Source organism: Pandoraea commovens (assembly GCF_024704525.1).
GTDB classification, from domain to species: domain Bacteria; phylum Pseudomonadota; class Gammaproteobacteria; order Burkholderiales; family Burkholderiaceae; genus Pandoraea; species Pandoraea commovens.
The window spans coordinates 5,375,072-5,394,875 of record NZ_CP102780.1 but is presented as its reverse complement, the minus strand read 5'-3'; the positions used below and the strand labels follow the sequence as shown (position 1 = coordinate 5,394,875).

18 protein-coding genes and 1 pseudogene are annotated in these 19,804 nt (G+C 63.2%); 11 read left to right on the top strand and 8 right to left on the bottom strand.

Annotated elements, in window-relative coordinates; genetic code table 11:
* Window positions 1-115 precede the first annotated feature (115 nt).
* Window positions 116-373, top strand: a complete 258-nt coding sequence (locus tag NTU39_RS24285; RefSeq protein WP_039393436.1) for a GlsB/YeaQ/YmgE family stress response membrane protein — start codon at window positions 116-118, stop codon at window positions 371-373.
* Window positions 374-727: 354 nt separating this feature from the next.
* Window positions 728-2,227 carry an MDR family MFS transporter gene (locus NTU39_RS24280; RefSeq protein WP_150666174.1) on the top strand — a complete coding sequence of 500 codons (1,500 nt, stop codon included), beginning with the start codon at window positions 728-730 and terminating at the stop codon, window positions 2,225-2,227.
* A 99-nt stretch (window positions 2,228-2,326) separates the two neighbouring features.
* Here NTU39_RS24280 and NTU39_RS24275 read toward each other — a convergent pair whose 3' ends face one another.
* A complete protein-coding gene (locus NTU39_RS24275) occupies window positions 2,327-4,774 on the bottom strand; it encodes a penicillin acylase family protein (RefSeq protein ID WP_257958754.1) in 2,448 nt (815 codons plus the stop codon).
* 260 nt (window positions 4,775-5,034) lie between these two features.
* Window positions 5,035-5,187, bottom strand: coding sequence for a hypothetical protein (locus NTU39_RS24270; RefSeq protein WP_246184746.1), 153 nt, complete (start codon window positions 5,185-5,187; stop codon window positions 5,035-5,037).
* Here NTU39_RS24270 and NTU39_RS24265 point away from each other — a divergent pair.
* Window positions 5,123-5,476, top strand: a complete 354-nt coding sequence (locus NTU39_RS24265; protein WP_257960134.1) for a GtrA family protein — start codon at window positions 5,123-5,125, stop codon at window positions 5,474-5,476. The two genes, NTU39_RS24270 and NTU39_RS24265, sit on opposite strands and share 65 nt — an antisense overlap.
* Here NTU39_RS24265 and NTU39_RS24260 read toward each other — a convergent pair.
* The 3 genes and pseudogenes from NTU39_RS24260 to NTU39_RS24250 all read right to left on the bottom strand — a co-directional run.
* A pseudogene (locus NTU39_RS24260) lies at window positions 5,469-6,560 on the bottom strand (glycosyltransferase family 2 protein); the annotation flags it as partial. The gene NTU39_RS24265 and the pseudogene NTU39_RS24260 sit on opposite strands and share 8 nt — an antisense overlap.
* A 5-nt stretch (window positions 6,561-6,565) precedes the next feature.
* Window positions 6,566-7,894: a glycosyltransferase family 87 protein gene (locus NTU39_RS24255; RefSeq protein WP_257958753.1), complete on the bottom strand. Its 1,329-nt coding sequence runs from the start codon at window positions 7,892-7,894 to the stop codon at window positions 6,566-6,568.
* Window positions 7,895-8,076: 182 nt separating this feature from the next.
* A complete protein-coding gene (locus NTU39_RS24250; protein WP_257958752.1) occupies window positions 8,077-9,510 on the bottom strand; it encodes an SLC13 family permease in 1,434 nt (477 codons plus the stop codon).
* 70 nt (window positions 9,511-9,580) lie between these two features.
* On the opposite strand from NTU39_RS24250, the gene NTU39_RS24245 reads away from it, so the two are divergent.
* From NTU39_RS24245 to NTU39_RS24230, 4 genes are all read left to right on the top strand, one after another.
* On the top strand, window positions 9,581-10,249 hold the full coding sequence (locus tag NTU39_RS24245) for a GntR family transcriptional regulator (RefSeq protein ID WP_257958751.1): 669 nt from the start codon (window positions 9,581-9,583) through the stop codon (window positions 10,247-10,249).
* Window positions 10,246-10,722 (top strand): GNAT family N-acetyltransferase, encoded by a 477-nt coding sequence (locus NTU39_RS24240; RefSeq protein WP_150666169.1) that lies wholly within the window; start codon window positions 10,246-10,248, stop codon window positions 10,720-10,722. Before NTU39_RS24245 ends, NTU39_RS24240 begins: the two co-directional genes overlap by 4 nt.
* Window positions 10,723-10,925: 203 nt before the next feature.
* Window positions 10,926-11,204, top strand: a complete 279-nt coding sequence (locus NTU39_RS24235) for a type II toxin-antitoxin system Phd/YefM family antitoxin (RefSeq protein WP_150666168.1) — start codon at window positions 10,926-10,928, stop codon at window positions 11,202-11,204.
* Window positions 11,205-11,212: 8 nt separating this feature from the next.
* On the top strand, window positions 11,213-11,542 hold the full coding sequence (locus tag NTU39_RS24230) for a type II toxin-antitoxin system RelE/ParE family toxin (protein ID WP_246184725.1): 330 nt from the start codon (window positions 11,213-11,215) through the stop codon (window positions 11,540-11,542).
* 80 nt (window positions 11,543-11,622) lie between these two features.
* On the opposite strand, the gene ychF is transcribed toward NTU39_RS24230, so the two are convergent.
* Together ychF and ypfJ are read right to left on the bottom strand one after the other, a co-directional pair.
* Window positions 11,623-12,717: a redox-regulated ATPase YchF gene (gene ychF / locus NTU39_RS24225; RefSeq protein ID WP_150578521.1), complete on the bottom strand. Its 1,095-nt coding sequence runs from the start codon at window positions 12,715-12,717 to the stop codon at window positions 11,623-11,625.
* Between the two features lie 197 nt (window positions 12,718-12,914).
* Complete coding sequence (gene ypfJ, locus NTU39_RS24220) at window positions 12,915-13,784, bottom strand: KPN_02809 family neutral zinc metallopeptidase (protein ID WP_257958750.1); 870 nt, start codon at window positions 13,782-13,784, stop codon at window positions 12,915-12,917.
* 192 nt (window positions 13,785-13,976) lie between these two features.
* On the opposite strand from ypfJ, the gene NTU39_RS24215 reads away from it, so the two are divergent.
* The 3 genes from NTU39_RS24215 to NTU39_RS24205 all read left to right on the top strand — a co-directional run bounded on the left by NTU39_RS24215 (window position 13,977) and on the right by NTU39_RS24205 (window position 17,885).
* Window positions 13,977-15,164, top strand: coding sequence for a UbiH/UbiF family hydroxylase (locus NTU39_RS24215; protein WP_150666166.1), 1,188 nt, complete (start codon window positions 13,977-13,979; stop codon window positions 15,162-15,164).
* An 87-nt stretch (window positions 15,165-15,251) separates the two neighbouring features.
* Complete coding sequence (locus tag NTU39_RS24210) at window positions 15,252-16,016, top strand: DsbC family protein (RefSeq protein WP_150666165.1); 765 nt, start codon at window positions 15,252-15,254, stop codon at window positions 16,014-16,016.
* Between the two features lie 45 nt (window positions 16,017-16,061).
* On the top strand, window positions 16,062-17,885 hold the full coding sequence (locus NTU39_RS24205) for a M61 family metallopeptidase (RefSeq protein ID WP_150666164.1): 1,824 nt from the start codon (window positions 16,062-16,064) through the stop codon (window positions 17,883-17,885).
* An 81-nt stretch (window positions 17,886-17,966) separates the two neighbouring features.
* Here the strand turns inward: NTU39_RS24205 and NTU39_RS24200 are convergent, their stop codons facing one another.
* A complete protein-coding gene (locus tag NTU39_RS24200) occupies window positions 17,967-18,905 on the bottom strand; it encodes a LysR family transcriptional regulator (protein WP_150666163.1) in 939 nt (312 codons plus the stop codon).
* A gap of 274 nt (window positions 18,906-19,179) precedes the next feature.
* Between NTU39_RS24200 and NTU39_RS24195 the strand changes: the two genes are divergently transcribed.
* The gene (locus NTU39_RS24195) at window positions 19,180-19,779 is read left to right on the top strand and encodes an FMN-dependent NADH-azoreductase (RefSeq protein WP_257958749.1); all 600 of its coding nucleotides are present in this window, start codon (window positions 19,180-19,182) and stop codon (window positions 19,777-19,779) included.
* The last annotated feature ends 25 nt before the right edge of the window (window positions 19,780-19,804 follow it).

Below are 19,804 nucleotides of genomic sequence, written 5' to 3'. Positions count from 1 at the left end.
ATATCAGGTGTTGGGGGCCGTCGGAGGGCTAGCGTCGTCCGGTTCAGATATTGGGTGCGGGTCTTCGGAATTCGGGTCTATACTGCGTTCGGGTTCCCGTCCTTGGAGATTCCTCATGGGCATCATCGGCACTATCGTGGTCGGTCTGGTCGTCGGTCTCATTGCACGCGCCCTGCATCCCGGGCGGGACAGCATGGGCATCATCATGACGATCATCCTTGGGATTGCGGGCGCGCTGCTCGCCAAGTATGTCGGTCAGTTTCTCCACCTGTATTCGGAAGGCCAGTCCGCAGGCTGGATCGCTTCGATCATCGGCGCCATTGTGCTGCTTGCGATCTACGGCGTGATCAAACGCAATCGCGGCACGGCGTAACCGCCATCCGCCCGAGATGTCGTCGGGCGGAAATTCTCACCAGGTAATAATTCGACGCGCTTTGCGCTACGCTCCCCTGCGACGATAGGCCGCAAGTTCGCATCGGATTTCGGGACGTCGCGCGTCGCTTCACGGCGACGAGGCGAATCGTGCCGATGCGCCTCGTACGTGTTTTGCCGCATTCAGCTATGCTTGTCGCCATCGCCAGGCCCAAGTCGTCTTGACTACGCGTGCGGCACGACCGCCACGTTCGATCCCCGTCTTCCGCCATCTGGCAGCGGCTGCTGCACCTGACACGGGTGTCGCGCCTTTCTCGCAAGTTGTTACGCCGTATCCCCCACTTCAAAAAAACACATGTCTGCGACACGCAATTCCGTGCGGCCATTGATTGTGGCATCCGTCATGGCGGCGACCTCTATGGTTGCCATCGAGGCCACGATCATTTCGACGGCCATGCCGCAAATCGTGGCCCAACTCGGCGGCCTGAATCTCTATAGCTGGGTGTTCTCCGCCTTCCTTCTCGCGCAAACGGCCATGACCGTAGTGTTCGGCAAGCTCGCCGACATCTACGGACGCAAGCCGGTCATTCTCGTCGGCATCGCCGTATTTCTCGTCGCCTCGCTGGGCGGCGGTTTCGCCTGGTCGATGCCTGCGATGATCGCGTTCCGCCTGTTGCAAGGCGTGGGCGCGGCGTGTATTCAGCCGGTCAGTCTGGTGATCATTGCCGACTACTACCCGATCAGCGAGCGCGGCAAGGTGCAGGGCTATCTGGCGAGCGTGTGGGCCATCTCGGCGGTGCTTGGCCCGATGCTGGGCGGTCTGATCATTCGCGATATGTCGTGGTCGTGGATCTTCTGGCTCAACATCCCGATCGGCTTGCTGGCTGCGGCAGGTTTCATCGCGTATCTGCACGAAGAGGCACCGCGTCAGCGTCCGAGCATCGATTACATGGGCGCCGTGTTCTTCACGATTGCCGTCGCGGGCCTGATGATCGCGTTGACGGACGCCAATGCCTTCACCGACACGCATGTCTGGGGTGGCGTGCTCGCCTGCGTCCTGGCGTCGTTGCTGTTCGTCTGGCAGGAGCGTCGCGCGAAGGATCCGATGATTTCGTTCGCACTGTGGAGTCGTCGTCCGATTGCAGCAGCCAACGCGGCGACGCTGCTCTCGGGCATGGTGCTGATGGGCCTGACGACCTTCCTCCCGATGTACGCGCAGGGCGTGTTGCGTCAGACGCCGGTCGTCGCCGGTATGGCCCTGACGATGATCATGGTCGGCTGGCCGATCGGCTCGACGATTGCGGCGAAGACTTTCACGCGCTTCGGCCTGCGTCGCGTGCTGGTCGGCGGCAGCCTGCTCATGCCGGTCGGCGGCCTTGTCTTCGCGTTGCTTGGACCAAGCAGCTCGCCGATGCTGGCCGGTTTCGGCTCGCTGATCATGGGCTTCTCGATGGGCACGGGCAGCGTGAGCGCGCTGGTGCTGATTCAGGAACTGGTCGGCCCCTCGGAGCGTGGCAGCGCCACGGCGTCGAACATCTTCTCGCGCAACCTCGGCAGCACACTGGGTGCGACGCTCTTTGGCGCTGTGCTCAACTTCGGCCTGACGCATTCGAGCGGGCTGGCACCGGTGACGTCGGACCAACTGCGCCACGTGCTGGAAGATCGCGGCGTGTCGTCGCTGGCCGATCAGGCGATTCGCGCGGTACTGCAACACTCGCTGCACCTGACGTTCCTGTCGATCCTCGCGATCTCGATTGGCGTGATGTTGCTGTTCATGCTGGTGCCGACGAACGCCGTCGACAGCACGCGCGGCACGAAGCGAGACAAGCCGGAGTTCGTGCCCGGCGGCCATTGAGCCGAAGGGGCCGAGCCTCGTAATGGCAGTTCTCGAAACAGCCGGTGGAGTGTACCCACCGGCTGTTTTCGTTTCCGGCGATGTCGCTGGCTCACGTCATCAACGCGACGTCTCCGGCACGAGGTGCAGACGCGATTCCGTCGCCGCTTCCACGGCCTCGCGTGAGTACGGGAGCTTGAAGTACTCGCCGTCGAGCCACTTCTGCGCGAGATCGCGATAGTGGGGGCTGTCGGGGTTACCCGATTCGCCCGGCAAGTTCATCGCACGCGTGTTGTCCCAGTTCCCCACGTCGACCACGATCCGGAACGACGGCCCGTTCGTCTGACGGAAATCGCTCACGCGATACGTCGACTGATTCGGCGTGAACGGACTGCCACCCTTCGGCAACGGACCCACATTGAGCTTGGCGCGCATGTCGGCGTCCACGGCGTCGGCGAGCGGGTGAGCATTCAGGTTCGTCTGGAGCTTGCCCCACTGCCAAGCGCCAGGATCGGTCCCTTGCAGTTTGACCATCTCGTCCCAGGCGTCTCCAAGGCTCGCAAGCAGCACGGCATCGCGTTTGGCCGCAGCGTTCTCGCCGAAGCGGACGGCCGGTTGTTCGAGCGCGTCGAGCATCGATGCCGGGTCGGGCGCACCGAACGTGTCGGCGGCGGCCTTCGGCAGCACCGCATTCTTGTATGCGCGCCCCAGATGACGGCTGAACCAGACCTCTTCGAGCGCGGCCTGCGCCGAGTCCGCGCCCATGTGCGCGTCCCATCCCTTCAGGAGCTTGAGCGCCGAGGACGTGCGCGGATCGTTGCTCGACAGCGGTGCGAGCAATGCCATCAGACGCCGCGCCGGAATCGACACGATGTCGTTCTGCAACTGCTCCGAGTCTTCCAGCGAGACCTTGTCCTTCGCCTTCAGGACTTCGTCGATGCGCGCATGTCGTGAGCCGTTCGTCCACTCGAAGCCGAGCTTGCGCTGCGCGTAGGGATAGCCTGCGGGCATGTTCATTTCGTTGGACGTTGTGAAGTAGCCACTTTCCGGGTTGTACGCGGACGGCAACTGATCGCGACGCCAGAAGCCTGCCCACTCATAGCGTCCGTCGCCGGGCACGGGCATAAGGCCATCCCAGTTCGGGCGAATCGGTGCCATGCCGCTCGGCACCCATCCGATATTGCCCGAGGCATCCGCATAAACCTGATTGACGGTCGGTGCGCCCCACGTGTCGAGCGCTGTCTGGAACTGGGCGTAGGTTTTCGCGCGCATGTAGCGCATGGCGTCGAAGTACGGTGACATGCCAGGTTCCAGCCATGCGGTGCGCACGGCATAAGCGCGATGCTTCGCGGCATCTACATAAATCACAGGGCCGTGCTTCGTGAACTTGAGGTCGGTCTGAACCGGCGCGCCGTCGCGAACGTCGATCGTCTCGTGCACGGTGCGCATCGGCACCCACTTGCCCCGGTAACGGTACTGGTCGGGGTTGGCCGGATTGAGTTCGTAGACGTAGAGATCTTCCTGATCGATGTTGAAGATCGTGAGACCGAAGGCGATGGTGCCGTTGTGACCGATGGCGACGCCGGGAATCGCAGGCTCGCCCGCGCCGATCAGGTTCAGCGTGGGCGTGCTGACCTGCACGATGTAGCGCAGACTCGGTGCAGCATAAGCGCGGTGCGGATCGTTGGCCATGATGGCGCGTCCCGTGGCCGACTTCTGCGGCGAGACGACCCAGTTGTTACTGCCTTCCGCCGATTCGGTGGAGACGTCGTAAGGACCGTTCTCGGCGAGCTGGACGATGTCGGCGTTGGCGTGTTGCAACGAATCCCTGGTGATCTTCACGCCCTGCGTGGCGAGGTCGAAGACCTTGAGCAGATCGTCCGGCAGGCAGGGGTCGAGGCCATCAGGCACCTGGGTCTTCCACGCGGGTTGCAGGCCGACGCGCACGCTGTCCGCGTCGAGCGATGCGTGGCACACGACCTTGGCACGCGCCACTTCGCTTTTGAGGTTGCGCGTAAGGCCGTGGCTGCGAATGCGCACAATGTCCTCGGCCGACCATTTGGCTGGCCAGTAGCCGACCTTGCGGAATTCGTACGGCATCTGATCGGGGTTCCGCGCGAGCCAGTCGATGTAGGCGTTCACCCCAGCGGCGAACGCTTCCGCCGCCGGTTTCGCGTCGGGGCCGTAGCGACGCCACTCCGTCGCCATATCGCCCCGGTAGACGAAACGTCTCGCCGCATCGTCCTGCGCCACATAGGCGCGGCCGAACACTTCGGAGAGTTGGCCGAGCCCACGGCGTCGCCAGAGGTCGATCTGGAACAGACGATCGCGTGCGGCATTGAAACCTTGCACGAAGAAGCCGTCGCGCTCGTTCGCAGCGAAGATGTGCGGCACGCCATTGCGATCGATCAGAATGTCGGCGGGTTGCGACAATCCGGCAACGGTCAGCGTTTGCGAGGAAGGTGAAGCGGATGATGCCGTGGCATCGGCAGCATGCAGGGACGCGCTCCACGTCGTGACGGCAAAGGCCAGCGCACCGGCGGCGTGAATGGCATTGGGGCGTTGCATTGTCTTCCTCCTGTTATGGGACGGCTTCTTGTTGTTGCGACATCGTCGGCGTAATACCTCGCAATCCTAGACGTCTCATTCAGGCACGCAACCCAAATGCAGAAGAAATGGCATAAATTCTTAATCGTCCAATCCTGACGGGCGCATGCGCCGATGTTGCAGTGCAAGCCATTGGCAATCCGACGTGTGTGTGCTGGTATTGTCAGGCGAACCGCTTTCGTCGTCTTTCTCAGTGAGTCAGTCCCGATGCCGGATTTACGTCAGACATCTTCCGACAGGCATGCGCCTGCGACGCGCGCCCAACGCTGGCGTGCGTCGCCTTTCATGCGTACGCTGCTCGTGCCGCTGATGCGTTTCGGGGTCTCGGGTGTGATTTCGACGGCAGTACATGTGATCGTGGCGATCACGCTCATCGAAGTGTTCGGCGTGGGTTCGGTGCCTGCGAACGCCGTGGCGTTCTGTGTGGCGACGCCGTGTTCCTATCTGCTCAACACGTTATGGAGTTTTTCCGCACGCGTGCATCGCACGAACCTCGCGCGATTTCTGCCGGTGTCGATCTTCGGCCTGCTACTCACGACATGCGTCGCACGAACGGTCGAGTACCTTGGCGGGAACCACTGGATCGGAATCGCGGCCGTGGTACTGACTGTGCCGCCGACGACTTTCCTGCTTCACCGTTATTGGACATATCGAGGCGCGTGAGCTTGCCGATGGCTTTGCCCGCGACATGTCGCACGCCCGTGCGCGCAGGCAAGTGACTGACCTTGACGCTGGACTGATAGCGTCGCCGTACGAGATAGAGCGGCCGTCCCTTCGATTCGTAATAGATGCGTCCCACGTATTCGCCGATCACGCCGATGCCGACCAGCTGAATGCCGCCGAGGAACAGAATGCCGACGAGCAACGACGCGTAGCCCGGCACATCGATGCCGTGCAGCAACGTGCGAATCACGATGTAGCTGCCGTATGCGAGCGACATCAACGCCAGCGAAACGCCGATATACGTCCAGCATCGCAACGGCACCGTGCTGAAGCTGGTAATGCCTTCCAGCGCAAAATTCCACAGCCGCCATCCTGAGAACTTCGACTCGCCCGCTGCACGAGGATCGCGCACGTACTCCACGATTTCAGTGTGAAAGCCGACCCACGCGAACAGCCCTTTCATGAAGCGGCGGCGCTCGGGCAACCGTTTGATGGCGGTCACGACGCGCCGGTCCATCAGCCGGAAATCGCCGACGTTCTCCGGCAACTTCACCTCCGACAAACGGTTATGAACGCGGTAGTACAACCCCGCCGCCACGCGTTTGGCGACGGTGTCGCTCGCGCGATTGGTCCGCTTGGCGAGTACGACCTCCGCACCGTCGCGCCAGCGTTCGATCATCACAGGGATGAGGGCGGGCGGGTCCTGAAGATCGGCGTCGATGGGAATGACGGCATCGCCTTGTGCTTCGTCGATGCCAGCGCTCAGGGCCGCTTCCTTACCGAAGTTGCGAGTGAAGTCGATGATGCGGATGCGTGCGTCGGCGCGTCGCAAGGCGAGCAGGCAACTGAGTGTGTCGTCGGTGCTGCCGTCGTTCACGCACACGATCTCGAAGCGCGCGTTGGGCACGCTTTCGAGGACAGCGGAAACGGCCCGGTAGAACTTGTCGAGCGCAGGGGCTTCGTTGTGGCACGGCACGACGAGCGAGATGAGTGGCGTGCCCGATGTGGCTGATGTGCCTGATGGCCCACGATGCGCGCTTGGCGAGTGGGAGATGTCGGTACGGGGAGCGGCGGCGCGGGGCATGGCGATTACCTCGTGAACGCTGGCGCGGTGTCCGCGTGGGGGGCGCGGGCGGTGGCGGGGCGGTCGTCTCCGGACGCTTTCGCGTCGTCGGCGTGATGAACGTCGGACAGGTGGGCGAGGCGACGGCGGCGTCTCCACAGCATCGCGAGTGTGCCTAGCGTGATGAACGGCAGGAACTGGAAGCCGATCTGCAACGAGCCGAGCAGGCCGAGCGCGGGCGTGATCCACAGCAGTACGAGCCATTCGCGCTCGCCGCGCAGCCAACCGCGCGCGATGCCGTCGCGAACGTACCACGCGATGACGAGCGCGAGCAGCGTGAGGTCGTAGTCGTAGAGGTAAGGACTGACGAGCGTCGTTGCGCATACGAGCGTCGCCGCGCGCAGGGCAAAGGCGCCCGGACGCCGCCAGAAATCGATCAGCGCCGCGACTGCGCACAGCGCGATCACGCCGTGAACGATAGCCGCCACTTCGACGGACGCGCCGAGCATGCGCGCCGTGATGAAGAACGTCGGCACGCGCGCGATCTGCGCGGTCCCGTTGACGATGCTCAGCCGCGCGAACTCCGAGGCGTGCAGGAAGGTCGCGTAGACATCGATGCCGAAGACTGCGGCGGCCAGCACCGTCGTGCAGATCACCGTCGCAATGCATGCGCCGAGCGCGCGCCACTCGCGGGCGCAGAGGAACGCCAGGGGGAAGAGCACGGCGACATGCGGTTTGACGAAGAGCAGGCCCGCGAACACACCGGCCCACACCGGGCGCTTGCGCAACATGACCAGAGAGAAGCCCGCGAGTGCTGTGGTGTAGAGCGCGATTTGTCCGGCGATGACCACCAGCAGTACGCCGGGGAAGCCGAGGATCGGGAAGCGGGCGCCCGGCCACGGGGCGGTGTGTCGCAATGCGGCGTAGTAGAGCCCGAGGCCGACGCAGGCATACAACGTATAGGCGTAGGTGAACGGCAGTAGCGCAATCGGTGCGAGAAACACCATCATGACCGGCGGGTAGAGCCACGGGAGGACGCCGCCGATTTTGTCCGCCCAGGGTTGCTCGGCAATCTGCACCTGCGTCATCAGATCGACGTTATAGGCGTCGAGCGCATGTCCTTGCAACACGAAGTGCGACGCACCCCAGAACGGCAGGAAGTCGAGCCCGATGGGGCTGATGGTCGGGGTCGCACTCCATGCATACCGGTATCCCCAGATGCCGAGCACGGCGAGCGCGAGCACGATGGCCGCCACGCTGTACAGACGAATGCGCGCCGGGTCTTCCGACCAGTGGCGACGCGCGCGTGGCACGCGGGGTATGACGTTAGCGACGGCGGACGGCTTCGATGTCATGCAAGGTCCTCCCCCTGGCTGCATGAAACGGCGTTGCTCTATTGCGCTTCTACGGTTTATTGATATTAGACGAGCCGTTCTCCGAAAGGATCAATGCGCACTAACCTGAGTTGCCAGCGTACGTCCGATGGTATCCCTCAGGGGATATCGCAAACCAGCGTTTGAAATAAAACCTCGGAATGTTAGGACTCAAAGAGGTGAATCAGACCGACGGTTTGCCACCACAGCGCAGTAAGCGGCACGACGGTGACGAGGGCGACGGCGGCGGTCGCCAGACAATAGCGCGTGGCATCTCGGATGCCGATGCCCGCCAGCGCCATCGCCAGCACAAGGGGCGGCGCTTGATAAGGTAGCGCGATGGTTGAAATGCCGACGGTCTGTGCGAGCAATACGGCCTTCACGCTCAACGGTGCCCCCAGCGCGAGCGCCGGGACGAGGGGCGTGTAGAGCGCCGGTGCTGCGTTCGATGTGACGAGGAACGTCAGCGCAATCGACAGCGCAACCAGAATCAGAAAGGCCGACATCGTCGACATCTGCGCCAAATCGAGTCGCGCCAACACGGGGCGCAAGGCGCTGGCCAGCTCGGCATGATCGACGGCGGCCGTCAGACCGATGATCGCCGCGACGAACCACAGCGGGGCGAGTTTGACCTGCTTGAGGAAGGCATCTGGATTCACCAGTCGCAGCGGTCCGAGGCAAAGCAGCGCCACGCCAAGACCCACCCAGCCCGCCGCGATGTGATGCCACGGTTCGGCGAGCCACAGTGCGAGCATCAATGTGAGTGCGCCGAGCAGGCGCTTTTCGTCTGGGCGCATCGAGGTGTCCGCCACTGTTGACGCGTCCGACCGCTTGCTGCCAAGCACGGTCAGACGGTCCGGGAAAAGGTGTCTCGCGACGATCACGAGTACGACGCCTCGGACGATGGCCAGCGTAGGCACCAGCGCCACGGCGTACTCGCCGTAACCGAGACGCAGACCGAGCACGGTTTCGGCCGTACCTGCCATGACGAGGTTGGGTAGATTGGCCGGAAGGATTGCCGTCGACAACTCGCAACTGGCGAGCGCGGTGGCGAGCATCAGACCGGTGCGTCCCGGGCGGCCTTGCACGAGGCCGACGCGGTCGCAAAAGCTCAGCACGATGGGCGTAAGAATGGCGATGCGCCCCAGCGTCGAGGGCATGACGATGCCGAGCGCGAACGCGATGGCCACGAACCCTGCGAGCGCGAGACCGTACGCGTGACCGCAGTGATCGGCGAGTCGGGAGGCGACCCGTTCGCCAAGCCTCGTGACGCTCAGCGCCATGCCGATGACCGCACCGCTGAAGACCAGCCAGAACGCGCTCGACGTGAAGCCCGAGAAGACGACGGTCGCGCCGAGCGAGGTGCACGTGGCCAGCAGGAGCATCAGCAGAAGCGAGACGAGGAAGTCCGGTAACCAGCCTGTCGCCCAGTAGCTCAGGCAGAGCAGAACGACGACCGCCACCGCGAGCGTGTCGCCACGCAACCCGGCCGCGTACAACGCGAACCCGGCGGATGCACTGATCGACGCCAGCAATCCATGTCGCCAGAGGTGGCTGGGGTGAAAGGCATCCGATGCGGAGGCTGTGGCGGAAGTCATAGACATCACCTGTCGTTAAATAATATATAATTTGACGTAATTATATATAGTTAACGGAAGGAGCTCATCAATGCGCCAGTTGACGCAGCCGGAAGCGGGCACGGGAACGGCGGTCGAGCGGACCTACGAGGCCTTGCGGGAGCAGATCGGACGCGGCGAGTTGAAGCCGGGCGAGGCGTTGCGTCAGGACCATCTCGCAGCGGCGCTCGGGGTGAGTCACGTGCCGGTGCGCGAGGCGCTGACGATGCTCGCGTCGGACGGGCTGGCCACGAGCCGGACGAATCGCGGCACGGTCGTGACGGCGCTCTCGGAAGACGACGCGCTTGAGCTGGCCGACTTTCGTGCGTTGCTGGAGGGGCGTCTGATGGCGCTGGCGATGCCGAATCTGTCGCGCGCGGATCTGACGCGGGCACGGGCGGCGCTGGACGCGCTGGAGGCGGCCACCGAGCTGACGGACATCGTCACGCGTAACGCGGCCTTCCACGGCATGCTGTACGCGAAAGCGGAGCGACCGTACTTCCAGCGGGCGGTGGCGACAGCGCGACTCAATCTGGGTCGCTATCTGTTCCTGACGTGGCAGAAGCAGGACAACGCGACGCGCTCGCACGACGAACACCGTGAGTTGCTGCGTTTGTGCGAGGCTGGCGACGATGCGGGTGCCGTCGCGCTGGTGCAAGCCCACAACCGCGCGACGGGTGAACAGATCGCGCGCATTATCCGCGAAGGGTGGGAGGGATGACGGTTCGCCAGATCGTCATTGCGCCTGCAACGCCGGGCGACTTCCCGACGCTTGCCCGTATTTACTACGAAGTGCGCCTGGCAACGATGACATGGGTCGATCCGTCGCTCTATCGGGCGGACGATTTCGCATCGCATGCCGCTGGCGAAGACGTTCTGACGGCCAAGTCGCCCGGCGGCAAAATCCTCGGCTTCGTCTCCGTCTGGCCAGCCGACGACTTCATCCACATGCTCTACGTCGAACCGTCGTCACAAGGTCACGGCGTCGGCACGCGCCTACTGCAAGCGCTCCCCGGTTGGCCAACCCGTCCTTACCGTCTCAAATGTCTGACCCGAAACACGAGAGCGAAAACGTTCTACGAACGCCACGGCTTTCGTGTGACCGGCAACGGCGTGTCGGAGGAGGGGGAGTTTGAGGAGATGAGCAACGCGGTTTGTGGAGGTTCGTCATCTGAGGCAAGCGACTTCCGATAATTCGCCAACCGCTTGGTGATGCTTACTGCCGAAACCGCCCTGGATTCAAGAAGCTGCAGGATGGCCAAGAAGTTGCCGAGCGAACCCGCGTGACGCTATCGGTCCCCAACATCCCATACTTGTGTCCGCCAAAGTGTCCCGGCATTGAGGTGGGACCATAAAAGGACTATATTTGGTCCTATCTGGGAAATGGACATATGGAAATGCGCTACTCCACACAGGTGAAGCCGATCAGCTACTTGAAGGCCAATGCCGCTGAGGTGCTGGCTACGCTCGCGGAGCAACGCACCCCGCTAGTGATCACACAAAACGGTGAGGCCAAGGCCGTGTTGCAAGACGTGGCTTCATACGAGGAAACGCAAGAGGCTTTGGCCTTACTGAAATTGCTGGCGCTCGGCAATCAGGATGTGGCGGCAGGCAAAGTTAAACCGGTCGCGGACGTCGTCGCTCGTCTTCGCAAGAAGCGAAAGGCCGGGGAGTGACGAACATCGTGGTCAAGTACGAAGTGTTGTTGACCGACGGTGCCGAAGGCGACCTTGAAGGGATTTACGACTACATCGCAGAATTCGATTGTCCGCAAAACGCCGACTACGTTCTGGATCAACTGATGGACGCAGTGACAGGTCTGGAGCAATGGCCTGAGCGCGGAAGCTACCCAAGAGAACTCAGTTCACTGGGTATCCGGGAGTACCGACAGGTGGCGTTCAAGCCGTATCGCGTCATCTACCGCGTCCTTGGGAAGCAGGTCATCGTGTACCTGATCGCCGACGGCAGGCGCGATATGCAAACCGTTCTTGAAACGCGGCTTTTGACGCGTTAGAGGATAGCAATTCCAACGCCCCAAAACAAAACACCCCAGCACATCGGCTGGGGTGTTTGTCGTTTCGGCAGACGGTGGCGTCAGACGTTGAACAGGAAGTTCATCACGTCGCCGTCGTGCACCACGTATTCCTTGCCTTCGGCGCGCATCTTGCCCGCTTCCTTCGCGCCTTGTTCGCCCTTGTACTGGATGTAGTCGTCGAAGGCGATGGTCTGTGCGCGGATGAAGCCGCGCTCGAAGTCGGTGTGGATCACGCCCGCCGCTTGCGGTGCGGTGTCGCCCACGTGGATCGTCCAGGCGCGCACTTCCTTCACACCTGCCGTGAAGTACGTTTGCAAGCCCAGCAGCTTGAAGCCCGCGCGGATCACGCGGTCAAGGCCCGGCTCGTCCATGCCCATGTCGGCCAGGAACTCGGCCTTGTCGGCATCGTCCATGTCGCCTATTTCCGCTTCGATGGCAGCGCACACCGCCACGACCGGCGCGTTCTCGGCTTCAGCGTACTTGCGCACAGCCTCCAGATGCGGGTTGTTCTCGAAACCGTCGTCCTTCACGTTGGCGACATACATCGTCGGCTTGGCCGTGATCAGGCAGAACGGCTTGATGAGCGCCAGTTCGTCTTCGGAGAGCTTGAGCGAGCGCACCGGACGTGCTTCGTTCAGCACGGGCACCACCTTCTCCAGCACCGCCACGAGCTTCGCGGCTTCCTTGTCGTTGCCCGACTTGGCTGCCTTCGTATAGCGTTGCAGCGCCTTCTCGACGGTGCCCAGGTCGGCCAGCGCCAATTCGGTGTTGATGACTTCGATGTCCGAAATCGGATTCACCTTGCCTGCGACGTGGATGACGTTTTCGTCTTCGAAGCAGCGCACGACGTGCGTGATGGCGTCCGTTTCGCGGATGTTGGCGAGGAACTGGTTGCCCAGACCTTCACCCTTCGAAGCACCGGCCACCAGACCTGCGATGTCCACGAATTCGACCGTCGCCGGCATGATCCGCTCAGGCTTCACGATCTCGGCGAGCTTGCCCAGACGCGGGTCCGGCACTTCCACCACGCCGACGTTCGGCTCGATGGTGCAGAACGGGTAGTTTTCGGCAGCAATGCCCGCTTTGGTCAGCGCGTTGAAAAGGGTCGACTTGCCGACGTTGGGCAAACCGACGATGCCGCATTTGAGGCTCATGCTAAATCCTGTCTGGCTTGGTAAGTGCGCGCCGTCGAATGCACTGGGGATGGTGGCCAACTAGCCAATGCGGCCAGCGATTGCGTCGCGGAAAGTCCGCTATTGTACCCGTTCTGCCGCCAAAAGCGCCTGAACAGGACGCCTGCCGCCGCACAAGCCTCCGCACCCGCCGTCGACGTCACGCCACCCGGCCCGGTTCAGCTCAGTTGCTTGGCCGAAAACGTGTCGCACTTGCGCATGTCGCCCGTTTGCAGCCCCTGACGCAGCCAGTACACCCGCTGAGCGCTCGTGCCGTGGGTGAACGACTCCGGCACCACGCGTCCCTGCGACTGCTGTTGCAGACGGTCGTCGCCAATGGCGGCCGCCGCTTTCAGGCCTTGCTCGACGTCCCCCGGCTCGAGCAACTGGTCGTTCGCCTTGGCCGCATTGGCCGCCCAGACGCCCGCAAAGCAGTCCGCCTGCAACTCCAGTCGCACCGACAGCGCATTCGCCTGCGCCTCGCTCACGCGGCGGCGCGTCTCGTCGAACTTCTGGGAGATGCCGAGCAGATTCTGGATGTGGTGACCGACTTCGTGCGCGATGACGTACGCCTGCGCGAAATCGCCGCCAGCGCCGAAACGTTGCCGCAGCTCGTCGTAGAACTGCAAGTCGATGTACACCTTGCTGTCGCCCGGGCAGTAGAACGGGCCCATCGCGGTCTGGCCGGTGCCGCACGCCGTGGGCGTCGCACCCGAGAACAGCACCAGCTTCGGCTGCACGTACTGACGGTTGATCTGCTGCGGGAAGACCGTCGTCCAGGTGCGTTCGATGTTGCCGAGCACCTTGCGGGTAAAGACCGCTTTCGGGTCGTTGATCTGCGCCTGAGTGGGCGCGGACTGGGGAGCAGACTGGGTCTGCCCCTGAATCATCTGCGAGCCCTGAATGATGACGCGCGGGTCGATCCCGAAGAAGTAGGAGGCGGCGAGCGCGACAACGATCGTGCCGATGCCGATGGTGGTGCGTCCGCCGAATCCGCCACCTCGGCGGTCTTCGACGTTCTGGCTTTCTTGTTCGTTGTCGAGGCGCATCGGGAGCTCCCTGTTTAATCTCGTTACCGCTATGCGCCGAAGTATAGCGCCCGCCAACGCAGTGCGACGCTGTGTCCCTGTGGCGTGGGCGAGGCAGGGCGTCGCTCGTTCGGCGGGCGTGCGACAATACGCCATCTCGATTTCGGAACCAGCCGTCTTGCGCGACTCAGGCGCTGGCGCTGCATTTGCCGCATGTCTCAAACGCATTCCTCCAGCCAGACGCACGATGTCGTCGTCGTCGGTGGCGGTCTGGTCGGAAAGGCCGCCGCCTTGCTCCTTTCGCAGGCGCGCCTGTCCGTCGCGCTGCTCGCGCAACCCGCAGCCCCCGCCCCGACAGGCGGTGACATGTGGGATGCCCGCATCTACTCCCTGTCGTCCAGTTCGCAAGCGCTCTTCGAGCGCATGCGTGTGTGGCAGGCCGTCGATCCGGCACGCGTCAATCCCGTCTATGACATGGAAGTGTTCGGCGACGAGCGCGGCAGTCTGCATTTCTCCGCCTATCAGGCCGCTGTGCCGCAACTCGCCTGGATCGCCGAGTCGTCGAATCTGGAACGCGCGCTGGACGCCGCGCTGCGTTTCTCCCCGCAGGTGCAATGGCTTGATGCCCGCGCCGAAGCGCTCGAAGTCGACGCTGCCGCTGCATCGGTGCGTCTGTCGGACGGCAAAACGCTGCGGGCCTCGCTTGTGGTCGGTGCCGACGGCGCGCACTCATGGGTGCGCAGCACGGCAGGCCTCGACGGCACGGTGCGTCCCTACGAGCAACTGGGCGTCGTGTGCAACTTCCGCGCGGAACGTCCGCACCGCGATACTGCCTTCCAGTGGTTCCACGACGGCGAGATCGTCGCGTTACTGCCGCTGCCCGATCAGCACGTCTCGCTGGTCTGGTCCGCTGCCGACGATCACGCGAAGCATCTGCTTGCGCTTGATCCCAAAGAACTCGCGCAACGCGTCGGAACATTCTCGAACAGTGAACTTGGTCAACTGACACCTGTCTCAGCGCGCGCTCAGGGTTTTCCGCTCGTACTGGCGCAAGCCAAGCGTCTGATCGCGCAGCGCGTGGCCCTGATCGGCGACGCGGCGCACGTGGTGCATCCGCTCGCAGGACAGGGCATGAACCTCGGTTTGCGCGACGTGGCGTCGCTCGGCGATGCGCTCGCCGGGCGCGAATCGTTCCGCGACTGTGGTGACGATGCGGTGCTACGTCGTTACGAGCGCGCTCGCAAGGAAGACATCGGCAGCATGGCGTTCACGACGGACGGCTTGCATAAGCTGTTCTCGACGAGCAGCCCGCTCGCGAAGTTTGTTCGCAACGCGGGCCTCGACGGCGTGAACATGCTGCCTTTCGTCAAGAAATTCCTGATCGGCCGCGCCCTGGGCTGACCCCTTCGGCGCAAGCACCGGCAACCCCCGCTTCGTGCATGGTTCACCGGTCGCGCCTCTCGATCGTCATATTTCTGGAGAAGTTCGATGTTGCAACGTTATCGCGCCGCGGCGTCCGCCGGATTGGTTCTCGCCGCAGTGTGCGCAGCCACCTTCACGACGTCCGCCGTCGCGCAAAACAAGCCCGATGCAACCCTGGATCGCGTGAAGGCTGCCGTGCAGAAGACGCTCGGCGCCGATGCGCCGGTCAAAGCGGTGGCGCGCACGCCGATTCCCGGCCTCTTCGAAGTGTCGGTCGGCGGCGAGATTCTCTATGCGGACGAGAAGGCACGGTACGTGATTCTCGGTGGCAATCTGGTCGACACGCAAACGCGTCAGAGCCTGACCGAAGCGCGTCAGTCGGAGCTCAACAAGGTCGACTTCGCCAAGCTGCCGTTCGATCGCGCGTTCAAGTACGTGAAGGGCAACGGTAGCCGCAAGATCGCCGTCTTCTCCGATCCGAACTGCCCGTACTGCAAGCGCTTCGAAGAAACGCTCAAGGGCTCGAAGATCGATAACGTCACCGTCTACACCTTCCTGTACCCGGTGCTCGGCGAGGATTCGGATAAGAAGTCGAAGGCTATCTGGTGTGCGCCCGATCAGCTCAAGGCGTGGCACGACTGGATGCTCGACAAGAAGGCCCCGCCGACCCCGACGGCCAAGTGCGACGACAAGCCCGTCAAGGACAACTTCGCGCTGGGTCATCAGCTCAACATCACCGGCACGCCGACGATCATCCTGTCCGACGGCCGCCGTCTGCCGGGTGCCGTGCCTGCCGAAGAACTGGAAAAGGCGCTGGCCACGGTCAAGTAAGTTACCGTCCGCTCGCCCCCTCCGAGAACAAGAAGCCGCTATCTCATGAAAGCCACGTCTGCACTGTCTGCCCCGTCTGCCATTAGGTACGCGATCGTTCCGAAGTCGCCCGCCGCCCATCTGTTCGAAGTGACCGTTACGGTCTCGAATCCTGCCCCCGAAGGCCAGCGCTTCACGCTGCCCGCGTGGATTCCGGGCAGCTACATGGTGCGCGAGTTCGCCCGCAACATCGTGACCATCGGCGCGACGTGCCGGGGACGCAAGATCGCCCTCGACAAGCTCGACAAGCACACGTGGCAGTCCGCGCCGTGCAAGGGCACGCTGATCGTGACGTATGAGGTGTACGCGTGGGATCTGTCGGTGCGCGCCGCGCACCTGGATGACACGCACGGCTTCTTCAACGGCACCAGTGTGTTCCTGCGCGTGCAAGGCCAGGAACACGCGCCGTGCGAGATCGACGTGCTGCGTCCGCGCGGTGCCGCGTTCAAAGCGTGGCGCGTCGCCACGGCACTAGAACCGGCGGAAGGCACGGCGGCGCTCGACTTCGGACGCTATCTGGCCGCCGATTACGACGAACTCATCGATTCACCCGTCGAGATGGGGACGTTCGTGCACGGCACATTCAAAGCCTGTGGTGTGACGCACGAAGTCGCCATCACCGGGCCGGTGCCGAACCTCGATCTGGATCGTCTGCTGCGCGATATGAAGAAGATCTGCGAAGCGCAGATCCGTCTGTTCGAGCCGGGTGCCAGTTCGCGCTCGCGCGTGCCGATGTCGCGCTACGTTTTCCTGCTGATGACGGTCGGCGATGGCTACGGCGGTCTGGAGCATCGCGCATCCACCGCGCTGCTAGCGAGCCGCAACGACCTGCCGGTGCAGGGGCAGGCGCGCATGAGCGATGCTTATCGCGGCTTCCTCGGACTGGTGAGCCACGAGTATTTCCACACGTGGAACGTCAAGCGCATCAAGCCTGCGGTGTTCGCGCCGTACACGCTGGATCAGGAGAACTACACGCGCCTGCTGTGGCTGTTCGAGGGCTTCACGTCCTACTACGACGACCTGATGCTCGTGCGCAGCGGTGTGATCGCACCGAAGGACTATTACGAACTCGTGGCGAAGACGGTGGCGAACGTGCTGCGCGGCAGTGGTCGTCTCAAGCAGACCGTCGCTGAAAGCTCTTTCGACGCGTGGACGAAGTACTACCGTCAGGACGAAAATGCACCGAATGCCATCGTCAGCTATTACACGAAGGGTTCGCTCGTGGCGCTTGCGCTGGATCTGACGATTCGTGCGCAGACGCGCGGCCAGAAGTCGCTCGACGACGTGATGCGCGCGCTATGGCAGCGCTACGGTCGCGACTTCTACCGTGGTGCGCCCGAAGGGCTTGCGGAAGACGCCGTTCAGCCGTTCTTCGAAGCGGTCTCGGGTCTCGATCTGTCGGATTTCTTTGCGACGGCGATCAACGGCACGCGCGACTTGCCGCTCGCGACGCTGCTTGAGCGCGTCGGTCTGACGCTCGAACCGGTGACGCCGGAGAACGGTCGTCCGGGCATGGGTGTGAAGACGGGCAAGCGCGGCGACGAGGTCACGCTGGCACAGGTGCTCGACGGCGGTGCAGCGCAAGCGGCCGGTCTGTCGGCGGGCGACTCGCTCGTCGCCATCGACGGCTTGCGTGTGACGTCAGGCAATCTCGATAAGCTGCTGGAGCGCTATCGTCCGGGCGACCGGGTGACGCTGCACGCCTTCCGTCGCGACGAGCTGCGCGAGACGTCGCTCACGCTCGATGCGCCTGAGGTCTCGCAGTACCGCATTACCGAAACACGCGATCGCGCCGGCGCGCAGCGACGCGAGAAGTGGCTGACGGCCTGAGTGGCCGCCGGTTCACACTTCACTGTTCCTTCCTTGTGATTGTCCCGCGCTCGTCCTGAGTGCGGGATTTCAACCCAGTATTCAGCTCTGCAACGGACCCGGCACCGACGGGTCGCGGTTCTCCTCCGGACACGTCCGCGCCACAGCGAGCATGTGCTCGATGAACGCCTGCGTCTTGCGCGGCAGGAAGCGTCGCGACGGTGTGACCAGATGGACGGAACTCTCGGGCAACGACCAGTCGGGCAGCACCTTCACGAGGCGTCCGGACTTGAGCGCGTCTTCCGCAAGAATATCCGTGAGCGCGGCAATGCCGCTGCCTGCGAGTGCCATCTCCTTGACCATCCCCATGCTGTTGGCCTGAATCGCCCCGTGCATGGTGATGTCGACGCGTTGGCGGCCCTTGTGCAGCGTGTCGGAATTGAACAGACGCCGTGCGCCTTGCAGGATGATGAAGCGATGACCGTCCAGCTCGTCCGGGCTGCCCGGCAGTCCCGTCGCGCTGAGATAAAGCGGGCTCGCGTAAAGGCTGCGGGTGAGTTTCAGGAGCGGACGCGCGACCAGGGTGGAGTCGGAAAGTTGACCGGCGCGAATGGCGACATCGACGCGCTCGGCAATCAGATCGACGTGACGCGAACTCAGGTCCACGTCGACGGTGATTTCGGGAAAGGCTGCGCAGAAGGTCGCGAGCGGCACGGCGAGCCATTGCGTGGCGAAGTCGGCCGGGGCGGTGATGCGCAAACGTCCGCGTGGCTTGCTCGACATTTGCGACGCGAAGTCCCGCGTCTCTTCCACTTCTTCGAGAATCGGCAGGCAGCGCTCGTAATACGCTTCGCCGACTTCCGTCAGTTCGAGCCGACGCGTGGTCTTGTGGAGCAGCTTCGTGCCGAGGCGCGCTTCGAGCCGCGACAGACGCCGACTCACGGTCGCCTTGGGCAGATCGAGCCGCTCGCCGGCCCGCGTGATGCTGCCCGAGCGCACGACCTCCGCGAAGATCAGCATGTCATTCAGATCGTCAATCATCGCGCGCGCTCCTTGCGCCCTGTTACGCGGTCATTCGGTATGAGGTCGCGCCATGATGCAGTGAAATCGGCGGTGCTGCCCCTCAATCCTGCGGCGCTTCTTCATTGTTCCAAAATGGGAACAAACAATTCGATTTTACCGGCTTGTTTCATTTTTGGGGGTAACTAGAATTCATCCCAAGCCGACGTGCAATTCAAGGCGACCCAAAGCGGGACGCCTGGCACGAACGGATTTACGAACTTTCGGGAACACCCCCGGCTCTGGAGCCAGTGACATGACCACCATTCTGCAAATCAATTCCGCCGCCCGCTCGCAAGGCGCCAACTCGACCACGCTCGCTAACGAAACCGTGGCGCAACTCGTTGCCAAGAACCCTGGCGCGAAGGTCGTTGTGCGTGACCTGCTGGCCGATGGCGTGCCGCACCTCGACGAAGCCGTGATCGGCGCGTTCTTTACGCCGGAAGAGCAGCGTTCGGACGAACAAAAGGCCATCATCGCCCGCAGCGACGAGCTGATCGCCGAAATCCAGTCCGCCGACACCATCGTCTTCGGCGTGCCGCTGTACAACTTCCAGGTGCCGACGCAACTGAAGGCGTACTTCGACTGGATCGCCCGTGCCCGCGTGACCTTCCGTTATCGCGAAGACGGCACCGTGGAAGGCATGATCCAGGGCAAGAAGGTGATCGTGGCCTTTGCGCGCGGCGGCAACTACAAGGACACGCCGGCCGACAGCCAGACCCCGTACATCAAGACGATTCTCGGCTTCCTCGGCATGACGGATGTGACGTTCATCTACGCCGAAGGTCTCGCCCGTGGTCCGGAATCGGCGGCTGCCGCATTCGCCGGTGCCCGCGAAGCCATCGCCGCGCTGTAATCGTCGAATCGCTGTTGCTTCTCCC